Raw genomic sequence first — 12,044 nt, 5'->3', positions numbered from 1 at the left:
TACATAGATTAAACATAATGCAAAATATAACTGACATTGTTAAAAAAGCCATGAGCAGAGATGATGTCCTTTGGAGCATATATGAGTTTTTTTACTGCCTTGAACGTTTGAGCAAGGAAGGATATGAGATATCATACTGCGATGATGATGATGAAAAAGTGGCCATAATAGCACTGTCAGATAAAATCATTGGATATATATGGAGAAGATATCCAATGATTTTTACCCTTACAAGTCAATTGGATGATATACGAATAGCTTTAAAGAATCAACTTTATATTGAGTATATCACAACAACGGATTTAAACAACGAAGATTTTGTTTTAGATGAGGATCCGGAAATAAATGACGTTATATCTTATATCATATGCAAAAGCGGTTTTTCAGCCTCGGATTTTTGGTTCTACCATGTGGTTTAAGACCGCCAAGCCTTTATTATCTCACTGCCAGCACAGCAACTTTACTCCACTACCAACTTCTTCAGCGTTATTCCAATAGTAGCGGTTTTCCTTTTCACTGCTGCCCCATAGCTAAATGCAATCTTATACATCTTTTTTGATTTGATCCAGTTGACAAACTTAGGGTCGCATACCGGGTTCAATTTATAAACATATTGTTCGGGCTTGGGCTTAACCTCAGACACCGCGATATAAATGGAACCCGGCGTTTTGCAATCTGCCGGGGCATCAACATCACCCTGCTGATCGGCTACAAGGTATACCGCAATGTTCAGCGTTTTATGATCTGTATAAACGTAACGCTTTTGCAGGTTATTTAAAACGTAGGTAAGATCCTGGTTAGATACGTTTTTGAACTTGATAGTTTGGGCAATAACATTAAAGCAGGCACCGGCAACGAATAACACTGCTAACAGTATTCTTTTCAACATAAAATGATCATTAAGGTCGAACTTCGTACTTTTTGAAAAAAGACTGTTTACCTCAACAATAAAATTAGCCTACTGTTTTCACAGCAGAAGAAAATTACTTATCCTTAATTATTTTCCGCCTAAAAAGCCATTCTCTTCCAGCCATGAGGCAGCCCATTCAAACCACTTGCCTTTGTTTTTAGAATTGTTCATTCCAAAACCATGCCCACCTTCCTGAAAAAGGTGCATTTCGGCTTTCACTTTGTTTTTTAACAGGGCGTCATAAAATAACAGGCTGTTTTGTACCGGTACTACGGTATCATCCTCTGCATGCACCAAAAATGTAGGCGGGGTATTAGCAGTTACCTGTTTTTCGTTCGAGTATAACTCAAGCTGTGCTGCCGATGGACTTTTACCTATCAGGTTTTCCCTTGAGCCAACGTGGGCATATTCGCCAAAAGAAATTACAGGATAGATCAGCATCATAAAATCAGGACGTACGCTGATGTTCTCTTTATCTTCAATAACAGGTTTATCGAAATGCGTTCCTTCGGTTGATGCCAGGTGCCCGCCTGCCGAAAAACCGATGATACCTATTTTTGACGGATTGATATTCCACTGGGTTGCATTTTTACGCACGATATAAATTGCCATTTGCGCATCCTGCAGCGGCCCGATAGATTTATCAGCCATGATATCATCGCTTGGCAAACGGTATTTTAACACAAAAGCCGTTACGCCAATTTCCGCAAATGCCCGTGCTATAGCCTTGCCTTCGTGATCAGAAGCCAATCCGGAATAGCCACCACCCGGGCAAACAACAATAGCGGCACCGTTTGCTTTACCCTTTTCTGGCAGATATGGAGTTAGTGTTGGTTCTGTCACCATCGAAATCCAGCTCCTGTCGTCAGTTTTTTCGACATAAGTTGACGGAGCTTTTTTTGAATTGGGAACGCCCTTCGGATAAAGCGGCATCGGTTTTTCCTGCGCGAAGGAAACAAAAGTTATGGCTGTCAATGCAAAGGCTGATAAAATGGTTTTCATATCTATTAAAGGCAAATTGGATCTGTCCAAAATACAATTAATCTGCCTAAAACAAAAAACGGAGTATCATTTCTGATAACTCCGTTTTATATCGTAAATAAAGCCTTGGGGTGTCATCCTGAGCTTGCCGAAGGACGTGCGCAGAGGCCCTACACGCTATGCTTCGACAAGCTCAGCATGACATCCGCTCTACCGTCTACATTCCTTTTAACTCTTCGGTCCGCCAAATTCCATGAGGTAGGCTTTCAGGAAGTCATCAAGATCGCCGTCAAGTACTGCAGCGGCATTTGAGGTTTCGTGATCGGTACGCAGGTCTTTAACCAGTTTGTACGGGTGTAAAACATAGTTGCGGATCTGCGAGCCCCATTCAATTTTCTTTTTATTGCCTTCAATGGCGTTGGTCAGCTCCATACGTTTACGCATCTCAATTTCATATAACTGAGACTTCAACAAGCGGATGGCGTTATCCTTATTCTGTAATTGCGAACGCGACTCCTGGTTTTTTATAATGATACCTGAAGGCTTGTGATACAAACGAACGGCGGTTTCTACCTTGTTCACGTTCTGGCCACCCGCACCACCCGAGCGGAAAGTTTCAAACTCGATATCGGCAGGGTTTACCTCAATTTCAATGGTATCATCAACCAAAGGGTACACATACACCGAAGCAAATGAAGTGTGGCGTTTGGCATTAGCATCAAAAGGTGATACACGCACTAAACGATGTACTCCATTTTCGCCTTTAAGATAACCGTAGGCAAACTCGCCTTCCAGCTGCAGGGTAACCGTTTTAACACCGGCTACATCGCCCTCCTGGTAATCCTGTTCGGTTACTTTATAGCCATTTTTTTCGCCCCACATAATGTACATACGCATGAGCATACCGGCCCAGTCGCAGCTTTCGGTACCACCGGCACCGGCCGTGATCTGTAACACCGCGTTAAGCTGATCCTCTTCGGCCGAAAGCATATTTTTAAATTCAAGCTCCTCAACCGCTTTTATAGCTGCATTATATTGCTCCTGCATTTCGGCTTCGGTAGCATCGCCTCCCTGGTAAAATTCAAAAAGTACGCCGGCGTCATCAACAACAGCTACCACTTTTTGGAACGCGTCTGTCCATACTTTTTTTACCTTGATGGATGCGAGTACCTTTTCGGCCTCTTTAGGATGGTCCCAGAAATGCGGGCCAATGGTTATTTCCTGTTCTTCTTTTAATAGTTCCAGCTTCTTATCAATGTCAAAGATGCCTCCTCAGGGAAGTTACTCTATCCCTTAAATCCTGAACTTGTTCTTTAGTCATACGGCAAATATATATAATTTGAAAAATTGCCATAAATAAAAAGGCCTGCAAATTGTTAAGCAATTAGCAGGCCCATTCATTAGGCAGATGTAATAGTATGTTAGGCAACCATCAGGTCTTTCACAAGTGGGTTCAGATCGGTACGGTTACCATTCAGCTTAGTAAGCATAGTGCCCAATGCAAATTCCTTGGCTTCGCCGCTTTTGGTTTCTTTAACCAACTCGTTCATCACAGTTGGGATTAAAGCCTTGGCTGCAGCTAAAGCATGTGCAGGATCAATGCCATAAAAATTGTTAAGCTTGTTAGCAAAACTATTGGTAATGCTCGATACTAATGAATTGTTGTAACTACCCGAAAACTGAAAGTACTTTATAAGTTCCTTTACCTTGCCGCTTTCAAGCTGGCCTTTTAATACTTCAATGATTGAACTTGAAGCTTCATTAATCACTGCATCGTGATGTTTAGCAGGGATCACCGGGTTGTTGATAACGGCCGTCCCGGCATTATCTTTTACAAGCAAAAACAGTTTCTCAAACATAGTAATACGTGCTTTTAAAGTAAATTTACAAAATGATGATAAATACCTCATTTGATTACCATCGACACAAATATATTAAATAAAAATTTTAAACTTCAAAATATATTTGTAATTCCTTTGTAATTCTCATAATTTTTCGGTGTAAACTAAACACTATCCCAGCCGTGTTTAAACAACACTAAGACAGACAATTATTTTATTTAATAACCACCTTACAATTAACTTTTTACTTTTGTCAAAAAACAAAACAATTATGCTGCCAACTACCGATTTTACAACAACCCAGGCTTACAAATACCTAACAGATCATTACATTGATATTGTAGCAAAAAGCCTGAAGGAAATGTTTGACGCTGATGACCAGCGCTTTAATAAATTCTCGATTCAGTTTGAGGATATATTACTGGATTACTCAAAGAACCGTATCGACGATGAAACCATCGCCTTATTGATACAGTTGGCCAAAGAGTGTTCATTAAAAGAGGCAATAGATGCCATGTACTCGGGCGAAAAAATCAACGTTACGGAAGGCCGACCGGTACTGCACATCGCATTACGTAACCGCAGCAACACGCCAATTTATGTTGATGGCAAAGATGTTATGCCTGATGTAAATAAAGTGCTTGACCAAATGAAATCTTTCAGCGAAGCCATCATCTCCGGCGAGTGGAAAGGCTACACAGGCAAACCTATTACCGACGTTGTTAACATTGGTATCGGTGGTTCTGACCTGGGCCCGGTAATGGTTACCGAAGCATTAAAAGCATACAAAAATCATTTGAACCTTCACTTTGTAAGCAACGTGGATGGTACTCATATAGTTGAAACCCTGAAAGCGGTTGATCCTGAAACTACTTTGTTCCTGGTGGCTTCAAAAACTTTTACTACCCAGGAAACTATGGGCAACGCTCACAGCGCACGCGACTGGTTCCTGGCCAGTGGCGCTACCGAGGCTGATGTGGCTAAACACTTCGCGGCACTTTCAACCAACGCGGCAGCTGTTGAGAAATTTGGTATCGACACCAAAAACATGTTTGAGTTTTGGGATTGGGTAGGTGGTCGTTACTCTTTATGGAGTGCTATCGGTTTATCAATTGCCCTGAGCATTGGTTTTGAAAACTTTGCCGACTTACTTGCCGGCGCACACGCTACAGATAATCACTTTAAATCTGCCGAATTTGACCAGAACATCCCGGTTATCATGGGTTTGATAGGTATTTGGTACAACAACTTCTTTGAGGCAGAAACCAACGTTATTTTGCCTTATGATCAGTACCTGCACCGTTTCTCTGCTTATTTCCAGCAGGGCGATATGGAAAGTAACGGTAAACATGTTGATCGTAATGGTAAAGATGTTGACTACTCAACAGGCCCGATCATTTGGGGTGAGCCCGGTACAAACGGTCAGCACGCGTTTTATCAGTTAATTCACCAGGGTACTAAACTGATCCCTGCCGACTTTATTGCTCCGGCACAATCACACAACCCACTTGGCGAGCACCACAACATGCTGCTTTCAAACTTCTTCGCTCAAACCGAGGCTTTAATGAACGGCAAAACCGAAGAGGTAGTTATTGAAGAGCTTAAAGCAGCCGGAAAATCTGAAGAAGAAATTGCTAAGATTGCTCCGTTCAAAGTATTTGAAGGCAATCGTCCAACAAACTCATTCCTGATTAAAAAGATCACTCCATATACTTTAGGTGCACTGATTGCGGCATATGAGCACAAAATCTTTACCCAAGGTATTATCTGGAACATTTACAGCTTTGACCAATGGGGTGTTGAGCTTGGTAAACAACTTGCCGGCAAAATCCTTCCTGAGTTGAAAGATGATGCACAGATCAGCAGCCATGATTCATCAACCAATGGTTTGATCAATCAGTATAAAGCCTGGAGGTAAGCCCTCCTCTAAGGATAAGTTTAAAAACAAGCAACGCCCGGATCTTTCGGGCGTTGCTTGTTTTTAAAAAAGTTTTAATTTATAGCAGAAACTTTTCCGGCGGTTTCGGCTAAAGCCGACTCTAATTTCACTCTTTGTTCCGTTGGTTAAAACCAACGGCAATGAATTGATTGTCTATGGAAAAACGCCAAAACAAAGCATGTTCTATTCACCCATTTAAAACAATTCTCAAATTCTTTTCATCACCATTGGTTCAAGTTGAACAGAATTATAATTGACAAAATAACTCTAACCAATATAACTGTCCCGTTAGGATAAGAAAATCTAAACTCTTTCCTTTCATTGCCGTTGGTTTTAACCAACGGATTCGTTAGCAGTGATAGCTTGGCTTTAGCCAAAATAAGCCATACCTTTAGGACAAGAAAACCTAACTTTCGTTTCATTGCCGTTGGTTTTAACCAACGGATAAGATCAGTTAAAATAAGTGGCTTTAGCCCCAATAAACCATATCTTAGGACAAAACCCATAAACCATGTCATTTGTAAAAATCTGGATTCATTTGGTTTTCGCTACAAAAGACAGGCAGCCATTGCTTGTGCAAAATGTAAGATATCAGGTACACAAACACATCATGGAAAACTGCAAAGAGAAAGGAATATTCTTACAGGCCATCAATGGCTATACGGATCATATTCATTGCCTGATTTCTTTAGGTAAAGATCAAAATATTGCCAAAATAAGTCAGCTAATTAAAGGCGAGTCCTCTCTTTGGATAAACAAAATGAAGTTAATTGATCAGCAATTCAGCTGGCAGGACGATTACTTTGCAGTATCGATAAGTGAATCACAAGTATCAACTGTCATTAGCTATATTAACAACCAAGAAAATCACCACCAAAAGAAATCATTTAATGAAGAGGTTGAAGAGTTTATGACCAGGTATGGCTGGCAATACGTCAATAATTAACCACAAAACGCCCGGAAAATCCGGGCGTTTTGCATTATTAAAATAATTCTTTCAAACTGTAATTCCCCCTTTAGGGGTTAGGGGGGCTTACGGAACCGGCACAAATTTAACCTGGTACAGGTGCGGCCATTTCTTACCTGTTACAAACAGGCGCTGACCTTTTGCATCCCAAGCTATGCCGTTTAATACATTATTGGTCCAATCCCTGTCCTGCGGACGGCTTGCTACCGGGTAGATCTCTTTCATATCCACAATTTGCTCCACAGCGCCGGTTTTAGGATTAATCACCAATATGCTATCGGTTTGATAAACGTTAGCATATATTTTGCCATTGATGTATTCCAACTCGTTGATGGAATCAATCTGTTGTTTATCATCGCATACGTCGACGTGGCCAATTGGGCGATAGTTGTTTTTATCCAGGAACCAAAGGCGATTGGTGCTATCGTCCATATACAGTTTATTACCATCAAAGCACATTCCCCAGCCTTCAGGACCAACATTGTTGGTAAAGTTATTGAGTAGTTTCAGCGTGTTCTTATCATAAACAAAACCAACTTTCTCTTTGTAAGTAAGCTGTACTACTTTATCGCCAACAACCGCGATCCCTTCGCCAAAGTATTTTTTATCAAGTTTGGTTTCCTGTAAAACTTTACCTGTGTTTAAATCCACCTTACGGATTGCCGAATGTTCATAATCTCCAATGCTCTCATATAAAACGCCGTCGACATATTGCAGCCCCTCGGTATATGCAGCTGTATCATGCGGAAAAACCTTCTCCACTTTATAAGTGTATCTGGCTGGTGCTTTAGCCGCCAGTAACAGGATATTGGTTGTTACCTCGTTACTTTTACCGGCTTCATAAACTTTAGCAGTGATCATCCTGATGCCTAAGCCAATGGTGTCTGTCTTGAGGCTGATACCCGAAGTATCTTTACTGGAAGCAATCTTCGCCGAATCGAGCAGGTAAACTACCGAATCAACTTTACTGCCTGCAGGAGCATGGACTTTAATATCGATCTTATCGCCTGCTTTGTAGTTTGCGCCCGCGTCGGGGCTTATGGTGTAGTCTGTAGCCGCGCTTTCAGGTTTATGGTTACAGCTGCAACCTAAAGCTGTTAGGGCAAGAACGGCAAAAAATAGCTTTAATTTATTGTTATTCATAAGTGTTATGTGGCCGAAGGCCAAAACGCATCTTCTATATGGTTTAGTATATAATTTCCGCTACGGTCAAACAAAATGGCAATGATATCAAACCGCACTTCGCCCTGATGGTTCATGAGGTAAATATATTCATCGGCAGCTTCGGCCAGGAGTTTTTGTTTACGGTTATCAACAAAATCTTCAGGTTGGCCAAAGCCATTGCCCGTGCGGGTTTTTACTTCGGTAAATATAATAACCTTGTCTTTATAAGCAATAATATCTATTTCGGCTTTTCCGTAAGTCCAGTTTTCGTCCATGATTTCGTAGCCTGCTTTTTCGAGGTGGGTTTTGGCCAATGCTTCGCCGGTTCGGCCAAGTTCAAGGTGTTGCGCCATTATTTGATGATTACGGAGCCCAGAAAGTCGGATATAGATTTTTCCACTTTTTTCATGCGCATATACTGGTTAAGCAGTATCTCCTGGTCGGCCTCGCTGTCTGCTTTTTGAAGCTGCGAGCGTAGGTCTTCCAGCATCTTGCCCACCTTATGCTTTTTGAGGTGAAAAATAGCACCGAGGATAGTGGCTTTCATATTCACCTGCTCATCATTCACGGTAATCCTATGCATTTCGTACCAATTTTCGCTGAGCGAATATTTGCTGGCCAGCATATTGATGGTTAAATCAACAATGCCTTTATCTTTATGGTGAATAAAATAGTTATCATCGGGTAACACACCGTTTTCAACTTCACGGCGATAAATTTCTGTAATTTGCTTACAAACCTGATGTTCAAAAGCAACGTCGCTTAACTCGGCTATAATGAAAGGACCGATGTAGGTGTTTGCAATACCGTCCCAGTCAATCATACGACCGCCGTAATGCAGTAATAAACGCACAATTTCCTTTTCCTGAAAAGCATCATCTTTTGCAACCGGAGGTTCCAGTTCAACGGGCTCGTCAAAAAAATGAGGCTCGTCAGGCATTTCCGCAAACCTGTTATTTTGTTGCTGCCGTTGCTGCTCCTCCTTTTTGGCCTTGGCCGCACGCATTTTGTTAAGCTCGGATAAAAGGGCGCGCTCATCTATCTGTAATAAGCCGCTACACTCTTTTATAAATACCGATGCCTTGATGCTATCCGGAATTTTAGCGATACTTTCAACCACCTCGCGAATTACGTCGGCTTTCTTTATCGGGTCATTGGCAACCTCTTTAAGCAGGATCTGGGTTTTATACAGGATGAAATCCTTTTTATTTTCCTCGATATGCTTTTTGAAGGCACTTGATCCTTTTGATTGTACAAACGAATCGGGGTCATGTCCATCGGGGAACAATACCACTTTTACGTTAAGCCCTTCTTCCAGGATCATATCCAAACCTCGTAACGAGGCTTTGATCCCGGCAGCATCACCGTCATATAATATGGTGATGTTTTTGGTAAAACGGGCAATAAGCTTGATCTGTTCGGTTGTAAGTGATGTACCTGAGGAGGCCACCACGTTTTCAACCCCGGCCTGATGCACCGAAAGTACGTCGGCATAGCCTTCTACCAGGTAGCAATTATCCTGCTCGCGGATGGCCTTTTTGGCAAAATACAGCCCGTAAAGTACGTTTGATTTATGGTAGATCTCGGACTCGGGCGAGTTAACGTATTTGGCTACGTTTTTATCTTTTTTGAGCGTACGACCGCCAAAACCGATTACCCGGCCCGTAAAACTGTGAATCGGGAACATTACCCGGCCGCGATACCTGTCATACAAAGCACCGTTATCACGTTTTACCGACAGGCCGCTTTCAACCAGAAACGGTTCTTTATAACCCTCGCGCAAAGCCTTGCCTGTAAAGGCTTCCCATTGATCGGGCGAGTAGCCCAGCTCAAATTTCTTTATGGTTTCGGCGGTAAAGCCGCGTTCTTTAAAATAACTCAAACCAATGCTTTGCCCCTCTTCGGTTTCGAGCATGGTTTCATGGAAAAACTTGGCAGCAAAAGCCGATACGATCATCAAACTTTCCCGGCGAAGTTCTTCCTCGCGATTTTCAGGCGCTTCAACGGTTTCTTCTACCTCGATACCATATTTTTTGGCCAGCCACTTTAGGGCTTCGGGATAGCTGAACTTTTCCAGCTCCATCAAAAATGTAACTGCAGAACCGCCTTTACCCGTCGAGAAATCTTTAAAAATGCCCTTAGCCGGCGACACCGTAAACGATGGGGTACGCTCATTAGCAAAAGGCGAAAGACCTACGTAGTTGGCACCACGTTTTTTTAACTGCACAAACTCCCCTATCACCTCCACAATGTCGGTGGCTTCCATAATACGGTCGATAGTGGATTTTTGAATCATGCGTTAAAAATGCAAATGTAGGGCAAAACGTAATTGGATAATTAACAATCGTCAAGATACTATTTTATTTGCCTGATTACGTGGCTTTAAAAAAGTTACGGCTATTCCGCCCAAAACAATTACACTGCCAATGATCTCGTTAAAACCTAAACGCTCCTTCAATAAAAAAGCGGCCAGCAAGCCCGCAAAAACAGTCTGACTTAACAACGCGATAGATACCCTGGTTGATTCGAGGTAACGTAACGAGTAATTAATGGTGAGCCAGCCTGCTAATTGGCATATAAGCCCCATACCTATAAAGCAAAGCCACACTTTTAATGAAAGATGAATAATGTCATTATGCATATATCCATTTATCACCAGTAAAAAAATGCTGGCGCTAAGCATACTGTAAAACATAAAGCTAAACACATCAATACCTGCCATAATATTTTTGGTGATCATGATATAGGTAGCATAAAAAAAGCTTGCCAGTATGGCTAATAATATGCCCGTGTTAAGTTCCATATGTAATATATGTTCATAACCTACCAATACCACCATACCGGTAATTGCTATGAGTGTACCAATCCAGAATAACAGGCCCGAACGTTTTCTTAAAAACAAGAAACTCATCAGCCCCACCCAAACCGGTGCCAGGTTGGCTATCAGTGTTGAAACGGTGGCACTTATTTTCAGCAGGGAAATATTCCAAACCGCGATATCCATCGCGAAAACCATCCCCGCAGCTATGGATATAAGCAACTGTTTTTTATCTACTTTAAGTTTCTTTTTTATTACACAAAAAGGGGCGAGGCATATCCAGGCTACAAACACCCTGTAAAATGCCGAACCTATCGGCGACACCCCGGCAAGCTTTACAAATATCGGCGAGAAGGAGATACATAAAATGCCAATAACGAGACTTAACCTGGGGTTCATGAGCGGTAAATTTAAATGAGGGGCAAACTTACTGAATGCCTGTATAATATGCCCCTATTTTTAAATATCTTTATATCTCCTGTACAATTAGTTAACCTGTCATCAACAAAGCAATGAAATATCCCTGGTTTATGTTAGCCATAGCCGTGGCCCTGCTTTTTTCGGCATGTAAAAAGAAAGATTGCTGCAACTTTCCCGTCGCGCCAGATTTTATACTTGCGAAAAAAAATAATACATTATGGGAGGCCGACCCAACCGGTTCAAACATATTGGGAGATACCATCACGGTATCAGCCAAAAGCAGCATTTCGGGCGAGGAAGAAGAAGTTGGTTTTAAGTTTGTATTTGATGGCGTTGGCTATTACACGCTCAAGGCAAACGAAAATTATTACCAAATTAAAAAATCCGGCACACTAACCGGTAAATATGTTCCCGATCCAACCCACCTTAGTTCAATAACCATAATTTCATATAATCAAACCAGTAAAATACTACAGGGATTTTTTGAATTAAGGTTCCTGAAAGTGAGTGATAATCCGCCAGGAAGCCATCCGGATAAGGTTTCTTTTGGCGAGGGCAAGTTTAAAGCTACACTTAGTATTAACTTTTGTATTACTGTAACTTAGCTTACTTATCATTCGTATTAGTTGTAAATTTGTTTTATGAAAAAAGCTCTATTATTAATCGCCTCAGTATCATTCATGTTACTGGCTGGCTGTCAAAAAAATGGCGTAGCGCCCGCACAAGACAGTGCTACTGCTAAAAAAAGCATTCTTAATCAGTCATTGAATAAAGGCAAAGACACGATTATGATTGGCAGCAAGGCGACGCCAAGCTTACGTCGTGACACCATTATGGTATCAAGCAACTAAGCTTCAGAAAAAGAAATAGCCGGGAGCGTGCTGTGCTCCCGGCTGTGCTTCCCCCGCACATCTTTTTCTTTCTTCTCCTCTTCCCTTAATAATCCCCGCCTTTTCGCCACTGCCCTGCACTGTGTTTTTTAGCTGATGTTTCAAAGTAAGCTT

Annotated in this window: 13 protein-coding genes; 5 read left to right on the top strand and 8 right to left on the bottom strand. The window is 41.7% G+C overall.

Translation table 11 applies throughout. The features are described 5' to 3' along the window. The first annotated feature begins 17 nt into the window (after positions 1-17). The gene (locus DUL71_RS21210; RefSeq protein ID WP_114939958.1) at positions 18-419 is read left to right on the top strand and encodes a hypothetical protein; all 402 of its coding nucleotides are present in this window, start codon (positions 18-20) and stop codon (positions 417-419) included. Positions 420-460: 41 nt separating this feature from the next. Here DUL71_RS21210 and DUL71_RS21205 read toward each other — a convergent pair whose 3' ends face one another. The 4 genes from DUL71_RS21205 to DUL71_RS21190 form a co-directional block, all read right to left on the bottom strand. Then, a complete protein-coding gene (locus DUL71_RS21205; RefSeq protein WP_154402450.1) occupies positions 461-889 on the bottom strand; it encodes a hypothetical protein in 429 nt (142 codons plus the stop codon). Between the two features lie 108 nt (positions 890-997). Then, positions 998-1,912, bottom strand: coding sequence for an alpha/beta hydrolase (locus tag DUL71_RS21200; protein ID WP_114939956.1), 915 nt, complete (start codon positions 1,910-1,912; stop codon positions 998-1,000). A 207-nt stretch (positions 1,913-2,119) separates the two neighbouring features. Next, a protein-coding gene (gene prfB, locus DUL71_RS21195; protein WP_114939955.1) for a peptide chain release factor 2 occupies positions 2,120-3,212 on the bottom strand; the annotation gives its coding sequence in 2 pieces (ribosomal slippage) (positions 2,120-3,151 and positions 3,153-3,212; 1,092 coding nt in all). A gap of 100 nt (positions 3,213-3,312) precedes the next feature. Beyond that, positions 3,313-3,750 (bottom strand): hypothetical protein, encoded by a 438-nt coding sequence (locus tag DUL71_RS21190; protein WP_154402449.1) that lies wholly within the window; start codon positions 3,748-3,750, stop codon positions 3,313-3,315. 253 nt (positions 3,751-4,003) lie between these two features. Here DUL71_RS21190 and pgi point away from each other — a divergent pair, with 253 nt between their 5' ends. Further along, positions 4,004-5,650 (top strand): glucose-6-phosphate isomerase, encoded by a 1,647-nt coding sequence (gene pgi, locus DUL71_RS21185; RefSeq protein ID WP_114939953.1) that lies wholly within the window; start codon positions 4,004-4,006, stop codon positions 5,648-5,650. 532 nt (positions 5,651-6,182) lie between these two features. After that, positions 6,183-6,617: an IS200/IS605 family transposase gene (gene tnpA / locus DUL71_RS21175; protein ID WP_114939951.1), complete on the top strand. Its 435-nt coding sequence runs from the start codon at positions 6,183-6,185 to the stop codon at positions 6,615-6,617. Between the two features lie 87 nt (positions 6,618-6,704). On the opposite strand, the gene DUL71_RS21170 is transcribed toward tnpA, so the two are convergent. From DUL71_RS21170 to DUL71_RS21155, 4 genes are read right to left on the bottom strand one after another with little or no spacing between them, the layout of a single operon-like run. Beyond that, complete coding sequence (locus DUL71_RS21170; protein ID WP_114939950.1) at positions 6,705-7,781, bottom strand: glutaminyl-peptide cyclotransferase; 1,077 nt, start codon at positions 7,779-7,781, stop codon at positions 6,705-6,707. 5 nt (positions 7,782-7,786) lie between these two features. Next, positions 7,787-8,155 (bottom strand): YraN family protein, encoded by a 369-nt coding sequence (locus tag DUL71_RS21165; protein WP_114939949.1) that lies wholly within the window; start codon positions 8,153-8,155, stop codon positions 7,787-7,789. Then, complete coding sequence (gene dnaG / locus DUL71_RS21160; RefSeq protein WP_114939948.1) at positions 8,155-10,098, bottom strand: DNA primase; 1,944 nt, start codon at positions 10,096-10,098, stop codon at positions 8,155-8,157. The genes DUL71_RS21165 and dnaG overlap by 1 nt, the downstream gene beginning before the upstream one ends. A 51-nt stretch (positions 10,099-10,149) precedes the next feature. Continuing rightward, entirely contained in the window at positions 10,150-11,019 is an 870-nt protein-coding gene (locus tag DUL71_RS21155) for a DMT family transporter (RefSeq protein ID WP_114939947.1), read from the bottom strand. 113 nt (positions 11,020-11,132) lie between these two features. Between DUL71_RS21155 and DUL71_RS21150 the strand changes: the two genes are divergently transcribed. Continuing rightward, positions 11,133-11,645 (top strand): hypothetical protein, encoded by a 513-nt coding sequence (locus DUL71_RS21150; protein WP_114939946.1) that lies wholly within the window; start codon positions 11,133-11,135, stop codon positions 11,643-11,645. A 36-nt stretch (positions 11,646-11,681) separates the two neighbouring features. Beyond that, a complete protein-coding gene (locus tag DUL71_RS21145) occupies positions 11,682-11,891 on the top strand; it encodes a hypothetical protein (RefSeq protein WP_114939945.1) in 210 nt (69 codons plus the stop codon). Positions 11,892-12,044 lie beyond the last annotated feature (153 nt).

It is taken from the genome of Mucilaginibacter endophyticus (assembly GCF_003351025.1).
Lineage (GTDB): Bacteria > Bacteroidota > Bacteroidia > Sphingobacteriales > Sphingobacteriaceae > Mucilaginibacter > Mucilaginibacter endophyticus.
Note: the sequence above shows the minus strand (reverse complement) of the source record. Positions and strands in the feature narration are given on the sequence as shown.

Bases quoted from the DNA above. Each gene is read 5' to 3' on its own strand.
- pgi (WP_114939953.1), top strand. From the start codon at position 4,004: ATGCTGCCAACTACCGATTTTACAACAACCCAGGCTTACAAATACCTA.
- DUL71_RS21200 (WP_114939956.1), bottom strand. From the start codon at position 1,912: ATGAAAACCATTTTATCAGCCTTTGCATTGACAGCCATAACTTTTGTT.
- DUL71_RS21155 (WP_114939947.1), bottom strand. From the start codon at position 11,019: ATGAACCCCAGGTTAAGTCTCGTTATTGGCATTTTATGTATCTCCTTC.
- dnaG (WP_114939948.1), bottom strand. From the start codon at position 10,098: ATGATTCAAAAATCCACTATCGACCGTATTATGGAAGCCACCGACATT.
- DUL71_RS21150 (WP_114939946.1), top strand. From the start codon at position 11,133: ATGAAATATCCCTGGTTTATGTTAGCCATAGCCGTGGCCCTGCTTTTT.
- tnpA (WP_114939951.1), top strand. From the start codon at position 6,183: ATGTCATTTGTAAAAATCTGGATTCATTTGGTTTTCGCTACAAAAGAC.
- DUL71_RS21165 (WP_114939949.1), bottom strand. From the start codon at position 8,155: ATGGCGCAACACCTTGAACTTGGCCGAACCGGCGAAGCATTGGCCAAA.
- DUL71_RS21145 (WP_114939945.1), top strand. From the start codon at position 11,682: ATGAAAAAAGCTCTATTATTAATCGCCTCAGTATCATTCATGTTACTG.
- DUL71_RS21170 (WP_114939950.1), bottom strand. From the start codon at position 7,781: ATGAATAACAATAAATTAAAGCTATTTTTTGCCGTTCTTGCCCTAACA.
- DUL71_RS21210 (WP_114939958.1), top strand. From the start codon at position 18: ATGCAAAATATAACTGACATTGTTAAAAAAGCCATGAGCAGAGATGAT.
- DUL71_RS21190 (WP_154402449.1), bottom strand. From the start codon at position 3,750: ATGTTTGAGAAACTGTTTTTGCTTGTAAAAGATAATGCCGGGACGGCC.
- DUL71_RS21205 (WP_154402450.1), bottom strand. From the start codon at position 889: ATGTTGAAAAGAATACTGTTAGCAGTGTTATTCGTTGCCGGTGCCTGC.